Source organism: Kitasatospora sp. NPDC088134 (assembly GCF_044741705.1).
In the GTDB taxonomy this organism is placed as follows: domain Bacteria; phylum Actinomycetota; class Actinomycetes; order Streptomycetales; family Streptomycetaceae; genus Kitasatospora.
Genome location: NZ_JBIUTD010000017.1, coordinates 133,181 through 156,978 on the forward strand (window position 1 = coordinate 133,181; position 23,798 = coordinate 156,978).

Here is a 23,798-nt window from a genome sequence, read left to right on the forward strand (position 1 = left end):
CTCTCCTCGAAGGGGTGGGGATGGGTGGGAAAGCCGGGGTCAGGCGGAGCAGGACGGTGCGTCGCCGAGGGCGGCGCCGACCAGCCGGTCGACCAGGAACTCGGCGAGGGCCGAGACGGTGGGCCGGGTCAGCAGGTCGGGCAGGCGCAGGTCCCCCTCGAAGTCGGCGCGCAGGCGCTGGAGCAGTTCCATCGCCAGCAGGGAGTGGCCGCCGAGGTCGAAGAAGTTCTCGTCGATGCCGACCTCGGGCAGGCCGAGCACCTCGGCGAACGCCGCGTGCACCGCCCGCTCGCTCGGGTAGCGCGGGGCGCGCCGTTCGCCGCCGGTGGTGAAGTCCTCGGCCCGGGGCGCGGGCAGCGCCTTGCGGTCGAGCTTGCCGTTGACGGTCAGCGGCAGGGCGTCCAGGACCACGAAGGCCGCGGGCACCATGTACTCGGGCAGCCGGGCGGCCAGCGTACGACGGATCGCAGCGGCCTCGATAAGGGTACCCTCACCTGCGACCAGGTAGGCGACCAGGCGCTTGACGCCCGGGGTGTCCTCGCGGACCACGACCGCCGCCTGTGCCACGTCCTGATGTGCGCTCAGCGCGTCCTCGACCTCGCCGGGCTCGACCCGGTAGCCGCGGATCTTGACCTGGTCGTCGGCGCGGCCGAGGAAGTCCAGCAGCCCGTCCTGTCGCCACCGGACGACGTCGCCGGTGCGGTACATCCGGGAGCCCGGGGTGCCGAAGGGGTCGGCGACGAAGCGCTCGGCGGTCAGGCCGGGGCGGTTGAGGTAGCCCCGGGCCAGGCCGACGCCGCTGACGTACAGCTCACCAGGAACGCCGACCGGGACGGGGCGCAGGTGGGCGTCGAGGACGTGCGCCACGGTGTTCCAGATCGGCCGGCCGACGGTGGCGCTGGCGGAGTCGAGTGTGCCGCCGCCGAGCGTGTTGATGGTGTACTCCGTCGGCCCGTACAGGTTGTAACCCATCACGCCCGGGGTGTCCCGCAGCTTCGACCACAGCGTCTCGGCCACGGCCTCACCGCCGAGCAGCACCAGCACCGGGCGGTGCCGATCCTCGTCCAGCAGTCCCTGATCGACCAGCGCCTGCGCGTAAGAGGGTGTCACGTTGATGACATCCACCAACTGTTCGGCGCAGTAGGCCGCGAGGGCTTCCGCGTCACGGCGCAGGGCTTCGTCGAGGACGTGCACCTCATGGCCCTCGACCAGCCAGAGCAGTTCCTCCCACGACATGTCGAAGGAGAACGACACCGTGTGCGCGATCCGCAGCCGACGCCCGCCGGCCGAGGCCACCACCGGGTCGAAGATCGCCTCGCGGTGGTTCAACTGCATGTTGGTCAGGCCGCGGTAGGGCGTCACCACTCCCTTCGGTCGACCCGTCGAACCCGATGTGAAGATCACGTACGCGGCGGCGTCCGGCTCGTACGGCACCCGGTAGGGGGTGTCGGGGAGCACGGCGAGTTCGGCCTCGACCACCGGGTCGTCCAGCAGCAGGCGGGGCACGCCCGGGGTGAACGGCATCCGCGCTTCGGCGGCCCGGTCGGTGACCAGGAGGACGGGCGCGGTGTCCTCCACCATGAACGCCAACCGGTCGGCGGGGTAGTCGAGTTCGAGCGGCAGATACGCCGCACCCGCCCGCAGGACCGCGAACAACGCCGCCACCATGTCCAACGAACGCGGCAACCCCAACGCCACCACCCGCTCCGGACCGGCCCCCCGCGACGCGAACAACCGCGCCAACCGGTCCACCCGCGCATCCAGTTCGGCATACGTCCACGACTCGGACCCGAACACCAACGCCGTCTCACCCGGCACCGAAGCCGCCCGCTCCGCCAACAACTCCGCCACCGAAGCCGACGGCAACCCACGACCCGTCGCCGCCCACTCCCCCAGCAGCTTCCTTTCGCCGTCGGTCAGGACGTCCAGGGCGCCGACCCGGCGGTGCGGGTCGGCCGCCACCTGGGCGAGGACGGCGAGCAGGCGCTCGACCAGGGCCTCGGCGGTGGTGCGGTCGTAGCGGTCGGCGGCGTACTCGAAGGCGATGTCGATCTCCTCGGCCGAGGAGGTCTCCTCGAAGTTGAAGTCGAGTTCGAACTTCGCCGCGCCCAGCTCGAACGGCACGATCCGGCTCTCCAGGCCGAGCAGCCGCCCGGCCTGCCCGTCGTTGTGCTGGTAACCCAGCATCACCTGGAACAGTGGGTGGCGGCCCGGCACCCGGGGCGGGTTCAGGTCCTCCACCAGGCGGTCGAACGGCAGGTCCTGGTGGGCGAAGCCGGCCAGGTCGAACTCCCGTACCCGGCCGAGGAGTTCGGCGAAAGTCGGGTCGCCGCCCAGGTCGGTGCGCAGTACCACCGTGTTGACGAAGAAGCCGACCAGGCGGTCCAGACCGCTGTCCGCGCGGCCCGCGACGGGTGCGCCGAGCGGGATGTCCTCGCCCGCGCCGAGCCGGTGCAGCAGGGTGGCGACGGCGGCCCGCAGCACCATGAAGGTCGTGGTGCCGGTGGCCCGGGCGGCGGCCCGCAGGCCCCGGTAGACGGCCGGCGGCACCTGGGCGTGCACGGTGTCGCCCCGGTACCCGGCGGCGGGGGTGCGCGGGTGGTCCAGCGGCAGCGCCAGCTCCTCCGGAAGTCCCGCCAACGCCTTTCGCCAGTAGGCGAGTTGTCGGCTGTGCAGGCTGTCGGGATCGGCGGGGTCGCCGAGCAGTTCCCGCTGCCAGCGGGTGTAGTCGGCGTACTGCACGGGCAGCGGCGCGAGCGCCTCCCCGGCGTAGGCGGCGGTCAGGTCCTCGACGAACGGCAGCATCGACCACTCGTCGCCCGCGATGTGGTGGAACAGCAGCACCAACACGTGGTCCTCGGGCCCGAGTTCGAGCACGGTGACGCGCAACGGACGCTCCGTCGCCAGGTCGAAGCCGCGCCGGACGGCGGCCTCGACCGCCGCGTCCAGGCCGGCCTCGGTGACGGGCCGCAGCTCGATCGCCTCCTGGTGCGGCGGCGCGTCCAGCAGGTGCTGGAACACCGAGCCGTCGCGCTCGGTGAAGACGGTGCGCAGGCTCTCGTGCCGGGTGCTGACGGCGCGCACGGCGGTGCGCAGCGCGTCGGTGTCGAGCGGGCCGGCGACCCGGACCACCAGCGGCACGTTGTAGGTGGCGCCGTCGCCGTCCAGGTTCTGCAGGAACCACATCCGGCGCTGGGCGTGCGAGAGCGGCAGGTCGGCGGGCCGGTCCCCGCGGGTCAGCGCGGGGCGGGCCTCGCCCGGGCCGTCCAGGCGCAGCGCCAGGTCGGCGGGCGTCGGGGCCTCGAACAGGTCACGGACCGTCAGGGCGCCGCCGAGCAGGGCGCGGACCTTGGCGACCAGGCGGGCGGCGAGCAGCGAGTGGCCGCCGAGGTCGAAGAAGTTCTCCTCCGGACCGACCTCCGCCAGGCCCAGCGCCTCGCCGAACGCGCCGCACAGGATCTCCTCCCGGGCCCCGCGCGGCGCCCGCTCCCCGCCGCCGAGCTGCGGCGCGGGCAGCGCCTTGCGGTCGAGCTTGCCGTTGACGGTCAGCGGCAGCGCGTCCAGCACTACGAAGGCCGCGGGCACCATGTACTCGGGCAGCCGGGCCGCGAGCTGGGCCCGGACCTCGGCGAGGTCCAACTCCGTTGCGGCGGGCACCAGATAGGCGACCAGGCGCTTGACGCCCGGGGTGTCCTCGCGGACCAGTACGGCGGCCTGTGCGACGTCCGGGTGCAGGGTGAGCGCGTCCTCGACCTCGCCCGGTTCGATCCGGTAGCCGCGGATCTTGACCTGGTCGTCGGCGCGGCCGAGGAAGTCCAGCAACCCGTCCCGCCGCCACCGGACGACATCGCCGGTGCGGTACATCCGGGAGCCCGGGGTGCCGAAGGGGTCGGCGACGAAGCGCTCGGCGGTCAGGCCGGGGCGGTTGAGGTAGCCCCGGGCCAGGCCGACACCGCTGACGTACAACTCACCCGGGACGCCGACCGGGACGGGGCGCAGGTGGGCGTCGAGGACGTGCGCCACGGTGTTCCAGATCGGCCGGCCGACGGTGGCGGTGGCGGAGTCGAGGGTGCCGCCGCCGAGCGTGTTGATGGTGTACTCCGTCGGCCCGTACAGGTTGTAGCCCATGACACCCGGGGTCTCGCGCAGCTTCGACCACAGCGTCTCGGCGACGGCCTCGCCGCCGAGCAGCACCAGCACCGGGCGGTGCCGATCCTCGTCCAGCAGGCCGCACTCCACCAGCGCCTGCGCGTAAGAGGGTGTCACGTTGATGACATCCACCAACTGTTCGGCACAGTAGTCGGCCAGCCCCTGGGCGTCGCGGCGCAGCGCCTCGTCGAGGACGTGCACCTCGTGGCCCTCGACCAGCCAGAGCAGTTCCTCCCACGACATGTCGAAGGAGAACGACACCGTGTGCGCGATCCGCAGCCGACGGCCGCCGGCCGAGGCCACCACCGGGTCGAAAATCGCCTCCCGGTGGTTCAACTGCATGTTGGTCAGGCCGCGGTAGGGCGTCACCACCCCCTTCGGCCGACCCGTCGACCCCGACGTGAAGATCACGTACGCGGCGGCGTCCGGCTCGTACGGCACCCGGAACGGCTCGGCGGGCAGGGCGGCCAGTTCGGCGGTCACGGCCGGGTCGTCCAGCAGCAGGGTGACGGGGTGCTCCGGCAGCAGGGCGGCGGCCGTGGAGTCCGTCACCAGCACCACCGGCGCGGTGTCCTCGACCATGAACGCCAACCGGTCGGCGGGGTAGTCGAGTTCGAGCGGCAGATACGCCGCACCCGCCCGCAGCACCGCGAACAGCGCCGCCACCATGTCCAACGAACGCGGCAACCCCAGAGCCACCACCCGCTCCGGACCCGCACCCCGCGACGCGAACAACCGCGCCAACCGGTCCACCCGCGCATCCAGCTCGGCATACGTCCACGACTGGGACCCGAACACCAACGCCGTCTCACCCGGCACCGATACCGCCCGCTCCGCCAACAACTCCGCCACCGAAGCAGACGGCAACCCACGACCCGTCGCCGCCCACTCCCCCAACAACTCCCGCTCCGCGCCGGTCAGCACGTCCAGGGTCCGGACGGGGCGGTCGGGGTCGGCGGTGAGCCGGTCGAGCAGGACGATCAGGCGCTGGGCGTGCTGCTCGACCTCGGGGCGGTCGAAGACGTCCGGGCGGTACTTCCACTCGAAGGTCAGCGCCTCACCGGGGTTGGTGATGAAGATCAGCGGGAAGTGCGCGGCGTCGACGTCCTCGATCTCCCGGACGCCCAGGCGGTCGCGCAGTTCGGCGCGGGTGTCGGCGTCGGCGGGGGTGTTGCGGAGCACCTGGAGGGTGTCGAAGAGGCGACCGAAGCCGGTGCCGCGCTGGATCGTGCCCAGGCCGGTCTGGTGGTGCGGGAGCAAGGCGGCCTGTTCGGCCTGGTGGCGGGCCAGGAAGGCGGCGACGGACTCCGAGCCGTCGAGCACGGCCCGGACCGGGACGGTGTTCAGGAACATGCCGATCGTGCCGTCGATGCCGGGCAGTTCGGCCGGGCGGCCGGAGACGGTGCCGCCGAACACCACGTCCTGACGGTTCGTCAGGCCGCCGAGCAGCAGCGCCCAGGCGCCGGACAGCACGGTGTTCAGGGTCAGGCCACGGATCCGCGCGAACTCGGTGATCCGGCCGCTGAGTTCGGTGCTCAGCCGGGCCGTGACGGAGTGCGGGAGCAGTCCGGCGCGCTCGCGGGCCTGCGGGGCGAGCAGGGTCGGGCCGTCCAGCCCGGCCAGCGCGGCCGTCCAGGCGGCGGCGCCGGCCGCGCCGTCGCGGGCGGCCAGCCAGCGCAGGAAGTCCCGGTAGGGCAGGGCGGGTTCGGGTGCGGGCAGGTCGGCGCAGCGGCCCAGCAGCTCCTGCAGGAACAGGCCGGAAGACCAGCCGTCCCAGAGCAGGGCGTGGTTGGTGACCAGGATGCGCTGACCGCCGCCGGGGGCCAGCACCGAGACCAGGCGCAGCAGCGGCGGCGCGGCCAGGTCGAACCGGGTGGCGGCCTCGCGGGCCGTCAAGGCGGCCAGTTCGGCGGCGAATTCGGCCTCGCCGAGGTGGGAGAGGTCGAGTTCGGTGAGCGGCACGTCCACGGCCCGGGGGACGAACTGCACGGGCCGGTCGGGGCCGGTCGGCAGGAAGCCGGCCCGCAGGTTGGGGTGGGCGTCCAGGACGGCGGCGACGGCGGCCCGCAGGGTGGCGAGCGGCAGGCGGCGGTCCAGCGTGATGACGTCGCGGGCGGTGTACACGTCGACGGCGCCGTCGTCGTAGGCGGCCTCGAACAGCAGGCCCTCCTGGAGCGGGGAGACCGGCCAGATCTCCGCGATCTCCAGGTGCGGGGCGGCGGCCCGGACGGCGGCGTGCTCGGCCGAGGTGGCGGCCGGGAGTTCGGGCAGTTCGGGTGCTGCCCCGGCGGCGCCGCGCCCGTCGGCGAGGGCGGCCAGCGCGGCCGGCGTGCGGCGCTCGAAAACGTCCCGGGGGCTGAGCGCGAATCCTTCGGCGCGGGCCGCGCCGATCAGCCGGATCGAGGAGATCGAGTCGCCGCCGAGGCGGAAGAAGTCGTCCTCGGCGCCGACGGCGGGCAGGCCCAGCACCTCGCCGTAGAGCGCGCAGAGCAGTTCCTCGGTGGCGGTGGCGGCAGCCCGGGAGCCGGCCGCGCCCGCGTAGGCGAGGCCGTCCTCGGGCAGCGCCGCCCGGTCGAGCTTGCCGTTGACGGTCAGCGGCAGCGCGTCCAGCACGGCGAACGCCGAGGGCACCATGTACTCGGGCAGCCGGGCGGCGAGGTGGGCCCGCACCTCGGCGGGGTCCAACTCCCCGGCGGCGGGCACCAGGTAGCCGACGATCCGGTCCACGGGGCCGCGCCGCAGCAGCACGGCGCTCTGCGCGACGCCCGGGTGTTCGGCCAACGCGGCCTCGATCTCGCCGAGTTCGATCCGGTAGCCGCGGATCTTCACTTGCTCGTCGGCCCGGCCCAGGTAGTCCAGCGCACCGTCGGCGCGGCGGCGCACCAGGTCGCCGGTCCGGTACATCCGGGAGCCCGGCTCGCCGAACGGGTCGGCGACGAAACGGGAGGCCGTCAGCCCCGGCCGGCCCAGGTAGCCGCGCGCCACCTGCACACCGGCCAGGAAGAGTTCACCGGGCGCGCCGTCCGGGACGGGGCGCAGCAGCGCGTCCAGCACGTACGCCCGGCCGCCGGTCAGCGGGCGGCCGACCGTCGGGGTGGCGCTGTCGGCGAGGTCGGCGACCAGGGCGTCCACGGTGAACTCGGTCGGCCCGTAGTAGTTGAGCACGGTGACGCCGGGCTCTTCCCGCAACCTCGTCCGCAGCGCCGTCCACAGCGGTTCGGGCAGGGCCTCGCCGCCCAGCAGCAGCACCGGCGGGCGGTGCTCGCCCGCCAACAGGCCGCTGTCCAGCAGCTGTTGGGCGTAACTGGGGGTGACGTCCAGGGCGTGCACCCGTTCGGCCCGAGTGTACGCCACCACCGCTTCGGCGTCCCGCCGGTCGTCCTCGCCGAGCAGGTGCAGCTCGTGGCCGCCGAGCAGCCAGATCAGCTGCTCCCAGGAGGAGTCGAAGGAGAACGAGGCGGTGTGCAGGGCGCGCAGGCGCGGGTCGCCGGTGGCGGCGAGCGCGGCCGCGAACTCCCGGCCCAGGTGGTCGTGGGCCAGGTTGGCCAGGCCCGCGTGGGCCAGCACGACGCCCTTGGGCCGGCCGGTGGAGCCGGAGGTGTGGATGACGTACGCGGCCTGCGCGGGGTCGATCGGTCCGCCGCGCTCCTCGTCGGTGACGGGTCCGCCGTCCAGGGCGGCGAGTTCGGCCCGGACCGCCGGGTCGTCCAGCAGCACGACGGTGGCGGCCGGGTGCGCGGGCAGCCGGGGCAGCACCGCCGAGGTGGTCAGCAGGACGGCCGGGCGGGCGTCGTCCAGCAGCAACGCGAGGCGCTCGTCCGGGTGGTCGAGGTCCATCGGCAGGTGGGCGCCGCCGGCCCGGAGCACGGCGAGCAGCGCGGTCACGGACTCGGTGGAGCGCGGCAGCGCGAGCGCGACGATCTGCTCCGCGCGCACTCCCCGGGACAGCAGCAGGCGGGCCAACCGGTCGGTGTCGGCGTCGAGTTCGGCGAAGCTCCGCTCGGTGCGGGTCCCGTCCGGGCCGGGGCCGACCAGGGCGCGCAGCGCGGGCTGCTCGGCGGCGCGGGCGCGCAGCAGGTCGTCGATGCCGGGCGCCGGGACGGCGGGCAGCGCCGGGCCGGTCGTCGCCTTCGGGAGGGCGTCCCGTTCGGCGGCCGTCAGCAGGTCGAGGCGGGCCAGCGGGGTGTCCGGGTCGGCGGCGAACGCGGCCAGCAGGCCGAGGAAGCGCTCGGCGACGGCCTGGGCCTCCGCCTGGTCGAACACGTCGGGCCGGTACTCGAGTTCGACCCGCAGGTCCGCACCGGGCAGCAGCGTCAGGCCCAGCGGGTAGTGGGTGGCGTCGCGGGCCCCGAGCCCGGTGACGACCGGGCCGCCCGCCCCCGCCAGCGCCTCCTTGAGCCCGTCGCCGCCACCCCGGTAGTTCTCCACCACCAGCAGCGTGTCGAACAGCGCTCCGCCGACCCCGGCCGCCCGCTGGATCGCGGCCAGGCCGAGGTGCTGGTGATCCAGCAACTCCGCCTGGGCGCGCTGCACTTCGGCGGCGGCCGTGGCAAGGGTCGCGGTGGCGGCCGGGCGCACCCGGACCGGAACGGTGTTGATGAACAGCCCGACCATCGACTCCGCCCCCGGCAGGTCGGCGGGCCGCCCCGAGACGGTGGTGCCGAACACGGTGTCGGTCCGACCCGTCATCGCACCGACCAGCACCCCCCACAGCGTGTACGCCACGTTCCCGAGCGTCAGGCCGCGCCCGCGGACGGCCGCCGCCAGCCGCGCCGTCAACTCCGGCCCCGCGTACCGGGTGATCAGCCCCGGCTCGACGGCACCCGCCCCCGCGACGGCCGGCCCGACCGGGTGCGGCCCCTCGAACCCGTCCAACGCCGCCGCCCAGGCCCGCTCGGCGGCCGCGGTGTCGCGGGTCGCCAGCAGCGCGAGATGATCCCGGTAGGGCCGCACGGGCAGCAGCGCCTCACCCCGGTACAGCGCGAGCAACTCCCGCACCACGATCGGCATCGACCACCCGTCCAGCAGCAGGTGGTGGCAGGTCAGCACCAGGCGGTACCGCTCAACCCCCAACCGCAGCAGGGCGAACCGCAGCAGCGGCGGCGCGTCCAGGTCGAAGCGGCGGCGCCACTCCTCGTCCATCACCGCCTGCACGTCGCCCTCCTGACGCTCCGTCAGATCGACGGTACGCAGCGGGGTCCCGACGGTGCGCTGCACGAACTGCACCACGTCTTGCGGGTCCTCGTACCAGAACCCGGCCCGCAGGTTGGCGTGCCGTACCAGCAGCGCGTCGACGGCCGCCGCGAGGCGGTCCGCCGCGACCTCCCCCGCGAGATCGAGGTACGACTGCACGACATAGACGTCCCGCGCCCCGTCGTCGTACAGCGCGTGGAACAGCAGGCCCTCCTGGAGCGAGGACAGCGGATACACGTCCTCCAGGTCCGAAGGCGCCGCACCGGTCTGCTGCGGGTCGTCGTCGTGCGAGGTGGTGGATTCGCTGCTCATGATCGCTTTCTCGGGGAAGGAGGAAAGGGAGGGGAACTGCTCGACGAAACCGGAACCCTGCGGGAACGCGGCGGTGCTCGCCGCAGGCGGGGTCTCGTGGGGGTGGGTCATCGGGGGCGCCGGGTACGGAGCTTGGACTGGAGGCGGTCGAGCTGGCCCTGTTGCAGGGTGACCAGGGGGAGGTCGGCCGGGGTGAGGGGGGCCGTACGGTGGGTGAGGGTGTCGAGGGCGGTGAGCCAGGCGTCGGTGATCTCGGCGGCCTCGGGTTCCGTCAACAGGGCGGCGGGCCAGGAGAGTTCGACGGCGAGCACAGGGCGGCCGGCCGGGTCGGGGACGATGGCCGCGTCGATCTCCAGGGGGTAGCCGGCGGGGAGTTGGGGGTCCGGTCCGGCCCCGGCCGCCACTGCGGCACGCTCATCGGCCGGGGCGAGCGGCCAGCCGTCCGCGGCGGGCGCGGCCTGGTCGGTGCGGCCCCGGTAGTTGAAGAGCACCGGGGAGGCCGGGGCGGCGGCCAGCAGTGGGGCGGTCTGCGGGTTGAGGTGGCGCAGCAGGCCGTGGCCGAGTCCCTTGTCGGGGGCGGCGCGCAGCTGTTCCTTGACCCGGGCCAGGACGTCGGCCGGCGCGGCCGGGTCGAGCCCGGCCAGGTCGAGCCGGACGGGGTGGACGGTGGTGAACCAGCCGACGGTGCCGGACAGGTCGGGGGTGTGGCCGTCGTGGCCGTCGTGGCCGCCCCGGCCGTGGCCCTCCAGGTCGACCTGGAGGTTCGGTGCGTGGCCGGGCCGGGCAGTGGTCAGGCCCAACACCAGGGCGGTCAGTAGGAGTTCGTCGACGCCGGTGCTCGTGGTGGCGAGCAGCGGGGCGGTGCGCTCCGCCGGGAGGACCCGGCGCAGGGTGCGCAGGGTGGCGACGGTGTCGCGGGCCGGGTCGGCGGTCAGGGCGGCCAGCGGCCCGGCGGGGCCCGCCGTCGCGGTGCGCCAGTACGCCGTCTCGGCGAGGCGGGCCCGCTGCTGGGCGTGGGCGTGCAGGTGCTCGGCCCACGCGCGCAGACCGACCGGCTCGGGTGCGAGGACGGGGCGGCGCCCGGCGGCGGCGTCCCGGTACGCGGCGGCGAGCCTCGGCAGCAGCACCCGCCAGGAGACACCGTCCACGGCGAGGTGGTGGACCGTCAGCAGCAGCCTGCCCGCGGCCCCGTCCCCGGCGTCGAACCACACCGCCCGCACCATCCGCCCGGCCGCCGGGTCGAGCTCCCCGGCCGCCCGGTCCGCCTCGACGGCGAGCTGCGCCGCGCTCGGCCCGCCGGGGGCGTCGACCCGGCGCAGCAGCCCGCCGCCGCCGGCGGGAGCGCCGAGCGGCACGGCCGAGCGACCACTGGGCGCAGCACCCGGCACCGCACCGGCCCGCCCACCGCCGGAGGCACCGAGCGGCGCAGCCACCGGTCCGGCCGAGAGGCCCCCGAGGGCGGCAACCGACACCACCTCGGCCCGCCCGCCCGAAACAGCACCAGCTCCCCCACCGCCGGGAGCGCCGAGCGGCACGGCCGAGCGACCACTGGGCGCAGCGACCGGCACCGCACCGGCCCGCCCACCGCCGGAGGCACCGAGCGGCGCAGCCACCGGTCCGGCCGAGAGCCCCCCAAGAGCGGCAATCGACACCACCTCGGCCCGCCCGCCCGAAACAGCACCAGCTCCCCCACCGCCGGAGGCACCGAACGGCGCAGCCGCACCCGCCGGCCCGACCGGCCGTGCGTCGGCCGGCGTCGCGTCCCCGTCCAGCAGGCCGAGTTCGGCGGTCGGGACGGTCTCCTGGGTCCACAGGCCGTCGGTGGTGTCGAGGCGCAGCCGCAGTGCGGGGTGGGCGTCGATCAGGGCGAGCAGGGCGGTGCGCAGGGCGGTCGGGTCCAGGCCGGCGGGGGTGGTGAGCAGGACGGACTGGTTGAACCGGCCGATCGGGCCGCCGCGTTCGCGCAGCCAGTGCACGACGGGGAGCAGCGGGACCGGTCCGTCAGCCGGAAGGGCCGCGGGGGCTGCCGGGGGTGCGGTGGGGGCGCCGAAGGCGGCGGCCAGCGCGGCGGGGGTGGGGTGCTGGAAGACGTCCTTCGCGGTGATGGCGTACCCGGCAGCCTTGGCGCGGCTGACGAGTTGGAGCGAGACGATGCTGTCGCCGCCGAGCGCGAAGAAGTTCTCCTCGGGGCCGACCTCGGGCAGGCCGAGCACCTCGGCGAACACCCGGGTGAGCGCGGTCGCCGGGGCGGCGGCAGCGGCAACCGGGGCGCCCGAAGCGGCCGAACGCTCGGGGGCGGGCAGCGCCTTGCGGTCGAGCTTGCCGTTGACGGACAGCGGCAGCGCGGCGAGTTCCACCACCACGGACGGGACCAGGTGGGCGGGGAGGGTGGCGGCGAGCGCGGCCCGCGCCCCGGAGCCGGTGGCGCCCGAGCCGGTGGCGCCCGAGCCGGCCGCGGGCACCACGTATCCGACCAGTTGCTTCGAGCCGCCGGCGGTCTCCCGGACCGTCGCGGCGGCCGCCGCGACACCCGGAACGGCGGCCAACACGGCCTCCACCTCGCCGAGTTCGATCCGGAAGCCGCGGATCTTCACCTGGTCGTCAGTGCGGCCCAGGTACTCGACGCTGCCGTCGACCCGGTAGCGGACCAGGTCGCCGGTCCGGTACATCCGCTCCCCGGGGCCGCCGAACGGGTCCGCGACGAAACGGGAGGCGGTGAGGCCCGGGCGGCCCAGGTAGCCGCGCGCCAACTGCACGCCCGCCAGGTACAGTTCGCCCGCCACACCGACCGGGACGGGGCGCAGCGCCGCGTCCAGCACGTACAGCCGGGTGTTCCAGGCGGGGCGGCCGATCGGGACGGTGCCCGCGCCGGCCCAGGCCCGGTGGTGGGTGACGTCGACGGCGGCCTCGGTGGGACCGTACAGGTTGTGCAGTTCGATCTGCGGCCAGCGTGCGAGGAAGCGGTCGACGGCGGCGGCTGGCAGTGCCTCGCCGGAGCAGTAAACCCGGCGGACGCCCGCGAACTGCCGTTGCAGGGCGGGGTCCTGTTCGGCGGCGGCGGTGAAGGCGGCCAGCATGGACGGCACGAAGTGGCAGGTGGTGACGCCGGTGCGGGCGACCAGGTCGGCCAGATGAGCGGGGTCGCGGTGGCCGCCGGGGCGGGCCAGCACGACGCGGGCGCCGACGGTGAGGGCGAGGAAGAACTCCCAGACGGAGACGTCGAATCCGGCGGGGGTCTTCTGCAGGACGCGGTCGGCGGCGTCGATCGCGTACATCTCGCGCATCCACTCCAGCCGGTTGACGATCGCCCGGTGGGTGACCACGACGCCCTTGGGGCGGCCGGTGGAGCCGGAGGTGAAGATGACGTACGCGGCGTGGTCGGGGCCGGGCGCGGTGAGCGCCAGGTCGGCGGGGCCGGTGGCGTCCACGGGCAGCAGCGGCACGCCGGGCACGGCCGGGACGGCGGCGCCGGCGCCGGGCAGGGTGAGCACGCAGATGGGGCGGGCGTCCTCGATCGTCCCGGCGAGGCGTTCGGCCGGGTACTCGGTGTCCAGCGGCAGGTAGGCGGCCCCGGCCCGGAGCACGGCGAGCAGCGCGACCATCAGCTCGGCGGAGCGCGGGACGGCGACGCCGACCACGGTGTCCGGGCCGGCCCCGGCGGCAGTCAGGGCGCGGGCCAACCGGTCGGCCCGGTCGGTGAGTTCGCGGTACGTCAGGGCGGTGCCCTCGTACTCGACGGCGACCGCGTCGGGGGTGGCGGCGGCGGCCTCGGCGATCCGGGTGACCAGGGTGCCTTCGCGGACCGGGATCGCGGTGGCGTTCCAGGCCCCGGCGAGGCCGCGGACCTCCTCGGCGGCGGTCGGCTCGATCGTGCCGACCGGCCGGGCCGGGTCGGCGGCGGCCTGTTCCAGGACGCGCAGCAGGCGGGCGCCGAACAGGCGGGCGGTGGCCCGGTCGAACAGGTCCTCGGCGTGGATGACGGTCAGGTCGGTGCGGGTGCCGTCGGCGGACTCCACGAAGGTGAACGCCAGGTCGAAGCGGGCGGCGTGCACCGGGTCGGGCAGCAGCGCGGTGCGGGCGCCGAACAGGGCGCCCAGACCGTCGGCCTCCTTGCGGTGCTGCACCATCACCTGGAACAGCGGGTGCCGGCCCAGGGTCCGTTCGGGGTTGACCAGGTCGACCAGGCGGTCGAACGGCAGGTCCTGGTGGGCGAGCGCGCCCAGCACCGTCTCCTTGGCCCCGGCGACCAGCTGCTCGAAGCTCTGCCCGTCCTCCCAGCGGTGCCGCAGCACCAGGGTGTTGACGAAGAAGCCGACCAGCTGTTCCAGCGCCTGTTCGCCGCGCCCGGCGACGGGGGCGCCGAGCGCCACGTCCCGGCTCCCGGCCAGCCGGCCGAGCAGCAGCGCGGCGGCGGCCTGCACCACCATGAACGGGGTGGCGCCGGTGCGCCGGGCCAACTCCCCCAGAGCGGTGTGCAGTTCGGCGGGCAGGGCGAGCCGGACGGCGCCGCCGCGGCCGGTGGCCTCGGCGGGGCGCGGCCGGTCGGTGGGCAGTGCGAGTTCGGCGGGCAGGCCGGCCAGCCGCTCGGCCCAGTAGGCGCTCTGGCGGTCCGTCGGCTGCTCGGCCTGCCACAGCGTGTGGTCGGCGAACTGGAGCGGCAGCGGCGGAAGTTCGGGCGCGCGCCCGGCCCGCCGGGCGGCGTAGGCGGCGTCCAGGTCGCGCAGCAGCACGCCCTCGGACCACTCGTCCCCGGCCAGGTGGTGCAGCGCGATGCTCAGCACGTGCCGGCCCGGGCCCGCGCTCAGCAGGACGGCGCGGACCGGGAGTTCACCGGTCAGGTCGAAGGCGTGGGCGCCCGCGGCGGCGGTCTCCGCGTCCAGGCGGTGCCCGGGCACCGCGCGGACCTCGAACGGCACCCCGGCCCGCTCGGGCCGCAGGACGCGCTGGTAGGGGCGGCCCTCGTGCTCGGCGACGACGGTGCGCAGCGCCTCGTGCCGGGCCAGCACGTCGCCGAACGCGGACTCCAGTGCGGCGGCGTCGAGTTCGCCGTCGATCCGGAGCGCGCACGGGATGGTGTAGGCGGTGGACGGCCCCTGCAGGCGGTCCAGGAACCAGAGCCGGGCCTGCGCGGGGGCGAGCGGGACGCGCTCGGGGCGGGGCCGGGCGACGGGGGCGGTCCGGGCGGCGGGGCCCTCGCCGTCCAGCCGGGCGGCGAACGCGGCGGGGGTGCGGGCCTCGAACAGGTCGCGGATCGCGACCTCGGTGCCGAGCGCGGCGCGCAGCCGACCGACCACCCGGGTCGCCAGCAGCGAGTGGCCGCCGAGGGCGAAGAAGTCCTCGTCGACGCCGACGGCGGGCAGGCCGAGGACGTCCGCGAAGGCCGCGCAGACCAGTTGCTCGTGCGCGGTGCGCGGGGCCCGCCCGACGGGGGCGGCGTACGCGTCGGCGCCGGGCTCGGGCAGCGCCTGCCGGTCGAGCTTGCCGTTGACGTTCAGCGGCAGCGCGGCCAGCACCACCAGGGCGGCGGGCACCAGGTACGCGGGCAGCGCTTCGCCGAGGGCCTGGCGCAGCGCCGCCGGGTCGGCGTCCGCGCCGGGCGCGGGCACCAGGTAGCCGACCAGGCGCTTGCCCCCGCCGGGGCCGGGGCGGACCAGCACGGCGGCCTGCGCGACGCCGGGCAGCGCGGCGAGCGCGGCCTCGGCCTCGCCGGGTTCGACCCGGAAGCCGCGGATCTTCACCTGGTCGTCCTCGCGGCCCAGGTAGTCCAGGCTGCCGTCGGCGCGGTGCCGGACCAGGTCGCCGGTGCGGTACATCCGCTCCCCGGGCGGGCCGAACGGGTCGGCGACGAACCGGGACGCCGTCAGGCCGGGCCGGTTGCCGTAGCCGCGGGCCAGGCCGGGCCCGGCGACGTACAGCTCGCCGGGGATGCCGGGCGGCACCGGGCGCAGCCGGGCGTCCAGCACGTAGCAGCGGGTGTTGCCGATCGGCCGTCCCACGAAGGGGGTCGGGCTGTCGGCGAGGTCGGCCCCGAGGGTGTCGACGGTGTACTCGGTGGGGCCGTAGAAGTTGTGGCCGAGCACGCCGGGGGTGGCCCGGATGCGCTGCCACAGGGCGTCGCCGACGGCCTCGCCGCCGACCAGGAACAGCAGCGGCCGGTGGGCGGGGTCGTCCAGCAGACCCCACTCGACGAGCTGGGCGCCGAACGACGGGGTGACGTCCAGGGTGTCGATCCGGTCGGCGAGCAGGCGGGCCGCGAGGGCCTGCGGGTCGCGGCGCAACTCCTCGCCGTAGACGTGCAGTTCGTGGCCGAGCAGCAGCCACAGCAGCTGCTCCCAGGAGGAGTCGAAGGAGAACGAGGCGGTGTGCGCGGCGCGCAGCCGCCGTCCGCCGGCCGCGGCGACGGCCTTGGCGAAGACCGTACTGCCGTGGTGCTCCAGCAGGTTGGCCAGGCCCCGGTGCGGGACCTGCACGCCCTTGGGGCGGCCGGTGGAGCCGGAGGTGTGGATGACGTACGCCAGGTCGTCGGGCCCGGGCCGGACCGGCTCGGCGGAGCGGGTGCCGAGGTCGGAGCGGGTGCCGAGCTCGGAGCGGGTGCCGAGCTCGGCGAGCGGGACGGCGCCCAGCCGGGCGTTCGCCAACACCGGCCGCTCGGCGGCGAGTTCGCTCGTGGTGAGGGTGAGCAGCGGTTCGGCGTCGGCGAGCATCAGGGCGATCCGCTCGTCCGGGTGGTCGAGGTCGACCGGCAGGTAGGCGGCGCCGGCGGCGAGCACGCCGAGCAGCGCGGCGACCAGGTCGGCGGAGCGCGGCAGGGCGAGCGCGACCACGGTGTCGGGGCGGGCGCCGAGCGCGGCCAGGTGGCGGGCGTACGCCTCGACCCGGTCGGCGAGCCGACGGAACGTCAGGGTGTGTCCGTCGTGCACGACGGCGACCTGCTCGGGGCGGGCGGCGGCGGTGGCGCGGAAGGCGTCGACCACGGTGCCGGCCGGGACGGGGCGGTCGGTGGCGTTCCAGCCGGTCAGGACGGTGTGCCGCTCCTCGGCCGTCAGGACGTCCAACTTCCCGACCGGCGTGGACGGTTCGGCGACCATCGCGTCCAGCAGGCGGAGCAGGCGCCGGCCGATCGCGGTGGCCTGCTCGGGGCGGAAGGTGTCGGGCCGGTACTCGATCGTGAACTTCGGGTGCTCGCCGGGCAGGGTGAGCAGCGTCAGCGGGTAGTGGGTGGCGCCGCGGTGGCCGACGGCGGCGACCCGCAGGCCGGCGGTGGCCAGCGCGTCCGGGTCGAACGGGTAGTTCTCGAACACCAGCAGGGTGTCGAACAGGGTGCCGTGCCCGGCGTCGGCCTGGATCCGGGCGAGGCCGACGTGCTGGTGGTCGAGCAGCGCGGACTGCGCCTGCTGGAGCCGGGTGAGCGCCGCGGCGACCGGCTCGTCCTCGCGGAGCGCGAAGCGGACCGGGACGGTGTTGCTGAACAGGCCCACGGCGCTTTCCACGCCCGGGAGTTCACCGGGGCGGCCGGAGACGGTGGCGCCGAACACCACGTCGGTGCGGCCGGTGAGCCGGGACAGCAGGACCGCCCAGGCGCCCTGCACCAGGGTGTTCGGGGTCAGGCCGTGGCGGCGGGCGGTGGCGGTGAGCCCGGCGGCCAGGGCGGCCGGGATCGGCAGGTCGAGTGCGCGGGCCGGGGCGCCGTCGGGGGCGGCGGGCGCGCCGAGCGCGTCGGCGAGCAGGGTGGGGCCGTCGAGCCCGGCCAGGGCGTCGCGCCAGGCGGCGGTGTCGGCAGCGGTGTCGCGTCCGGCCAGCCAGGCCAGGTGGTCGGCCCAGCGCGGCGCGGCGGGCAGCTCGCCGCCCGCGTAGGCGGTCAGCACCTCGCGCAGCAGCACGGGCGTGGACCAGCCGTCCATCACGATGTGGTGGCGGGTCAGCAGCAGCCGGTGCCGGTCGGGGCCGAGCGCGACCAGGGCGCAGCGCAGCAGCGGCGGCCGGGCCAGGTCGAAGCGGCGGGCGGCCTCGGCGGCCTCGATCCGGGCGCTCTCGGCGGCCTGCCGCTCTTCGTCCAGGGCGGTCAGGTCGTGCTCGGTCCACGGGACGCGGACCTCGGTGGCGAGGGCCTGCACGGGTTCGCCGGCGGCGGTGGGGACGAAGGCGGCGCGCAGCGCGCCGTGCCGGTCGACCACCAGGTCGACGGCGCGGACCAGGGCGGCCCGGTCGAGCGGGCCGTGCAGGTCGAGCGAGGTCAGCGAGGTGTACAGCTCGTCGTCGCCGGGCCGCTGCATCCGGTCGTGGAACAGCAGTCCCTCCTGGAGCGGGGAGAGCGGCAGCACGTCCTCCAGGCCGGGGTGGCGGGCGGCCAGCGCGTCCAGGTCGGCCTGGGTGACGGGGGCCAGCGGCACGTCGGACGGGGTGGGCGCGGCAACGTCCGGGCGGGCCGCCCAGCGGGCCAGGCCGTCCAGCCGGTCGCACCAGGCGGCGGCCAGCGCCTCCACCTCGGCCTCGGTGAACACCCCTTCGGGCCAGGCGAGTTGGACGGTCAGTTCGGCGCCGTCCGGGCGGTCGTGGACGAACGCGCCGATCTCCAGGGCATGGCCGCAGGGCCGTTCCGGGTCGGTGGTGGCGGTGATCGCGTCCCCGGCCCGCAGGTCGGGCGTCCAGGTCTCGCCGGTGGCGGCGAAGCGGCCCAGGTAGTTGAAGAGCAGGCGCGGCTCGGGGGCGTCGGCGAGCGCGAGGCCGCCGGCGGTGTCGAGGTACCGGAGCAGGCCCCAGCCGGTGCCGGCGGCGGGCAGGGCGCGCATCCGCTCCTTGACCAGGCCGAGGGCGGTGCCGGGGTCCTCGCGGCCCGTCAGGTCGAGCCGGAGCGGGAACTCGCTGGTCAGCCAGCCGACGGTGCGCGAGGTGTCGGCGCCGGGGACGAGGTGGTCCTCGCGGCCGTGGCCCTCCAGACGCAGCAGCAGCCCGGTGGCGGCGGCCTCGCCGTGCAGGGCGCGGCGGCGGTCCTGGAGCGCCAGCGCGAGGCCGGTCAGCAGGACGTGGTCGACCCCGGCCCGGCGGGCGGCGGGGACGGCGGTCAGCAGCGGGGCGGTGCGCCCGGCCGGCAGGGTCAGCCGCAGGCGGCGCTGCCGGCCGGCGGTGTCCTGCCGGGGGTCGAGCGCCCGCTCGGCCAGCAGCGGGGCCGGCTCCGGCGTCACCTGCTGCTGCCAGTACGGCAGTTCGGCCTGCACGGCGGGGCTCCCGGCGGCCTCCGCCAGCCCGTGCGCCCAGGCCCGGACGGAGGTCGGGACGGGCGCGAGCTGCCGCCCCTGGTAGGCGTCCCGCAGGTCGGGCAGCAGGATGCGCCAGGACACCCCGTCCACCGCCAGGTGGTGGACGACCAGCACCAGCAGCCCGTCGCCCCCCGGCCCGGCGTCCAGGTGCACGGCCTGCAGCACGACGCCCCGCTCGGGGTCGAGCCGGTCGGCCGCCGCCTCCCGCTCGGCGGCCGCGGCCGCCACCAGCTCCTCCGGTGCCACGGCCACCCGCCGCACCCGCTCCCCGGCCGGTGCCGCCCCGACGGGCCGCACCTCCTGCATCCAGTCCTGCTCCCCCGTGGGCGTGTCCGCACCGGCATGCAGGCGCAGGCGCAGCGCGTCGTGGCGGTCCGTCAGGGCGTCGAGCGCCGCCACCAGGCGGTCGTGGTCGAGGCCGGGCGGGACGGTGACAGTGGTGGTCTGGGCGTAGCGGCGGATCGGGCCGCCCCGGTGGCGCAGCCAGGCGGTGACGGGGGTGGCCGGGAGCGGGCCGACGGGGTCGACGGCCGGGCCGGTCCCGGCGGCCCCGGGGGCCGTCGCGGTGACGGCGGCGGCGATCCGGGCGACGGTGCGGCGGTCGAAGACCTCGCGGGGGGTGAGGGCGAGGCCGGCGTGCCGGGCCCGGCTGCCGAGCTGGATCGCGGAGATGCTGTCGCCGCCGAGCGAGAAGAAGTTATCGTCGGCGCCGACCTGCTCGACGGGCAGGCCGAGGACTTCGGCGACCAGCGCGGCGAGCAGCCGCTCGGTGCCGGTGCGCGGCGCGGCGGTGCCGCCCGGTCCCGTCGCGGGGGCGGGCAGCGCCTTGCGGTCGAGTTTGCCGTTGACGGACAGCGGCAGGGCGTCCAGGCCGACCAGCACGGCGGGGACGGAGTACTCGGGCAGGGTGAGGGCGAGGCGGTCCAGCAGGGCCTGCGGGTCGGCGGGCGGCGGGGCCACGTAGCCGACCAACTGGCGGGCGCCGCCGGGGAGTCGGCGGGCCAGCACGGCGGCCTGGGCGACCTCGGCCTGGGCGGCGAGCGCGGCCTCGATCTCGCCGAGTTCGATCCGGAAGCCGCGGATCTTCACCTGGTCGTCGGTGCGGCCCAGGTACTCGACGGTGCCGTCGGCGGCCCAGCGCACCAGGTCGCCGGTCCGGTACATCCGCTCCCCCGCCGCGCCGAACGGGTCGGCGACGAAACGGGAGGCCGTCAGGCCGGGACGGCCCAGGTAGCCGCGCGCCAACTGCACACCGGCCAGGTAGAGTTCGCCCGCCACGCCGACCGGAACGGGGCGCAGCGCCGCGTCCAGCACGTACAGCCGGGTGTTCCACACCGGGCGGCCGATCGGCACCGTGCCCGCGCCGGGGGCGGTGGGGTGGAAGGTGACGTCGACGGCGGCCTCGGTGGGGCCGTACAGGTTGTGCAGCGGGACGCCGGGGAGTTCGGCGTACCAGCGCTCCACGGTGTCGGCGGGCAGTGCCTCGCCGGAGCAGAAGGCGCGGCGCAGGCTGGCGCAGCGGGCGGCGAGGCCGGTCTCCTCCAGGAAGGCGCGCAGCATGGAGGGGACGAAGTGCAGGGTGGTGACGGCCCGTTCGGCGATCAGGTCGGCGAGGTAGCCGGGTTCCTTGTGGCCGCCGGGGCGGGCCAGCACGACGGTGGCGCCCTCGGCGAGGGCCCAGAAGAACTCCCAGACGGAGACGTCGAATCCGGCGGGGGTCTTCTGCAGGACCCGGTCGTCGGGGCCGAGCGGGTGGGCGTGCTGCATCCAGGCCAGCCGGTTGACGATGGCCCGGTGGGTGACCACGACGCCCTTGGGGCGACCGGTGGAGCCGGAGGTGTAGATGACGTACGCGGCGTGGTCGGGCCCGGCCGGGACCGGCTCGGCACCGTCCGCGTCCGGCGGCAACCCGTCGATCAGCAGGGCGCGTTCGCGGGCGGCGGCGGGGAGCCGGTCGAGCAGCGCGGCGGTGGTGACGACCCGGACGGGGTCGGCGTCCTCGACCATCGAGGCGAGGCGTTCGGCGGGGTGGTCGGTGTCCAGCGGCAGGTAGGCGGCGCCGGAGCCGAGGATGCCGAGCAGCGCGGTCATCAGGGCGGCGGAGCGCGGCACGGCGACGGCGACGATCCGGTCCGGGCCGGCCCCGGCAGCGGCCAGCACCCGGGCCAACTTCCCGGCAGATTCGGACAGTTCGGCGTAGCTCAGGGTCCCGTCGGGGGCGATCACGGCGGTGGCGCGGGGGGTGCGGGCGGCCTGCGCGGCGATCCGGGTGACCAGGGTGCCGGGCTCGACGGGGTGCGCGGTGGCGTTGCGGTGCTCCAGCAGGTCGGTGCGCTCGGCGGCGGTGAGCAGGTCGAGTTCACCGACGGGGCGGTCCGGCTCGGCGGCCAGGCGTTCCAGCAGGGCGGTGAACCGCTCGGCGTGCAGGGCGAGTTCGGCTTCGGTGTACAGGCGCGGGTTGGCGTCGAAGTCGAGCAGCAGCCGGTGGTCGGGGGTCTTGGCGACGGAGAGCGAGAGGTCGTCGACCGGTCCGGCGGCGAGGTTGACGGTGTGGCCGGGGATGCCGGCGAAGTCCAGGTCGAGGTCGAAGGGCTTGAGGTTCAGCAGCGGGCCGTACAGCCGCCCGTCGGTGCCGACCAGGCCGAGGGAGCGGCGCAGTTCCTCGCCACGGTGCAGCTGGTGGCGGCGCAGGTCCTTGAGCTCGGCGGCGGAGCGCCGCAGCAGGGTGGCGAAGCCGTCCTCGGGGGCGACGGCGAGGCGCAGCGGCAGGATGTTGACGGCCATGCCGGGGACGCGCAGGGTGCCGGGCGCGGTGCGGGCCATCACGTGCAGGCCGACGACCGGGTCGGTGGTGCCGGTGATCCGGTGCAGGTAGGCGGCGAGGGCGGCGTGCGCGGCCTCGGCCCAGGTGACGCGGGCGGCCTTGGCGGCGGCCAGCAGCGGGGCGGTGCGGGCGGCGTCGAGTTCGATCCGGTGCCGGAGCGCGGCGGGCGCGGCGGCGGCCTGCTGCTCGGTGAGGGCGTGCACCTGCGGGCGGTCGGCGAAGCGCCGCTGCCACCAGGTGGCGTCCGCGGCGGCGGATTCGCCCGCCAGGTAGGCGCGTTCGGCGTCGGCGAGGACGGCGGCGGGGCGCAGCGGGCTGTCGGGGACGTGGTGGCCGGTGGCGAGGGCGGTGTACACCTCGGCGACCCGGCGGGTGAACAGGGTGACGCCGTAGCCGTCGATCACCAGGTGGTGGAACCACTGGAACCAGAGGTGGCGGTCCTCGCCGGTGCGGACCAGCAGCGCGCCGTGCAGCGGTCCGCGCTCCAGGTCGGCGGGGCGGGCGAGTTGGCGGCGCACCAGGTCGACGGCGGCCTCGACGGGGTCGGTGGCGGCGCTGGTGTCGAGCCGGGCGAGGGTGAAGGCGTCGGGGTCGAAGCGGCCGGGGCGGGCGTGGCGCGGGCCGACGGTGAGGTGCAGGCCGTCGGCCTCGGCGAGGGTGCGGGCGAGCGCGGCTTCGAGCAGGTCGGGGCGGAGCGGGCCGTCCAGGCGCACGTACTGGCCGACGTTGTGGGCGGGGCTGCCGGGGTCGATGCGTTGCGCGGCGAGGACGCCGGCCTGGGCCGCCGTCAGCTCCGGTCCGGCTCCGTGTTCGGCCTGCGTGGTCGTGGTGCCAGCCATGGTCGGGCCCTTCCCGAGGTCGGCGGCCGGGTCCGGTCCGGGGACGGGCGGGGGCCGCAGCGTGGTGCGAGGTGCGTGTGCCGGGGTGGCGCCGGGTCCGGGCCGCTGCCGCGGGCGGCCCGGGTTCCGGCGCGGGGGCCTTACTGGCCCTTGAGGACGGTCTCGATCTGGTCGAGCACGTTGATCGAGGTGCCGTAGCGGTCGGTGGTGGCGTAGGTCAGCGGGACGACCTTGCCGGCCTTGACGGCCTTGAGGTTCTGCCAGGACGGCTGCTTGGCCAGGTCCTTGGTGTCCTGCGGGACCTCGCCGGTGGCGGCGGTCCGGGGGATCAGGATGATGTCGGCGTCGGCGAGCACGTCGAGCTTCTCCACCGAGTAGGTGACCTCGTGGTCGGTGGCGTCCGCGGACGCCCGGGAGAAGGTGGCGCCGGCGTCGTGGAGCACCCGGCCGACCCAGGAGGTGGCGGTGTCGACCAGGAACTCGCCGCCGCCGTAGGAGGAGGCGATGGTCCACTTGGTCGAGTTGAGCTTGTCCGCGTAAGTGGACTTGATCTTCGCGGCCTTGGCCTCGTAGTCGGACTTCAGCTTCTTGAACTCCGTCTCCTTGCCGACCGCGGTGGCGATCTTCTCCTGCGCGTTCAGCAGGTCGACGGGCTTGTCGATGCCGAAGTACAGGGTGGGGGCGATGCCTTCGAGCTTCTTGACGCCCCAGTCGAAGGCGGTGGCGCCCTCCACGACGATCAGGTCGGGGCGGAGCGAGGCGACCTTCTCGATGTTGATCTCGATGCCGGAGCCGATCGGCTCGATCTTCTTGGCGGCCTCGGTCTGCGCGGGCAGCAGCTCCATCGGGTTGTTCTCGTCGATGGTGCTGGTGCCGACCGGCTGCACGCCGAGGTCGAGCAGCGCGCCGGTGGCGTAGGAGACGCTGACGATCCGCTGGACGCCCGCCGGGACGGTGACCTTGCCGTTGCTGGCCTCGACGACGACCGGGCCCTTGTTCGCGGCGCCGCCCGGGGCGGCGGGGGCGGCGTCCTTGCGGTCGCCGCCGGAGCCGCAGGCCGTGGCGGCGAGCGCGACGGCGGCGGCCGCGGCGAGCGCCCTCGCGGTCCGGGAGGTCAGCGCGCGGGTGTTCATGGTTCTCCGTAAGGTGTTAGGCGGCCCGGGAGGGCCGGATGTGGCTTATGGTTCTCTGCCTTCAGTGGCTTCTGAGGAGTGGCCGTCCGGC

General features: G+C 75.7%; 3 protein-coding genes. All 3 read right to left on the bottom strand.

What is annotated here, in order from left to right; translation table 11 throughout:
* Positions 1-39: 39 nt before the first annotated feature.
* The 3 genes from ACIOHG_RS25115 to ACIOHG_RS25125 all read right to left on the bottom strand — a co-directional run bounded on the left by ACIOHG_RS25115 (position 40) and on the right by ACIOHG_RS25125 (position 23,707).
* On the bottom strand, positions 40-9,654 hold the full coding sequence (locus tag ACIOHG_RS25115) for an amino acid adenylation domain-containing protein (RefSeq protein ID WP_400953843.1): 9,615 nt from the start codon (positions 9,652-9,654) through the stop codon (positions 40-42).
* A gap of 107 nt (positions 9,655-9,761) precedes the next feature.
* Positions 9,762-22,574 (bottom strand): amino acid adenylation domain-containing protein, encoded by a 12,813-nt coding sequence (locus ACIOHG_RS25120; protein ID WP_400953844.1) that lies wholly within the window; start codon positions 22,572-22,574, stop codon positions 9,762-9,764.
* 140 nt (positions 22,575-22,714) lie between these two features.
* Complete coding sequence (locus tag ACIOHG_RS25125) at positions 22,715-23,707, bottom strand: ABC transporter substrate-binding protein (protein ID WP_400953845.1); 993 nt, start codon at positions 23,705-23,707, stop codon at positions 22,715-22,717.
* Positions 23,708-23,798: the final 91 nt, after the last annotated feature.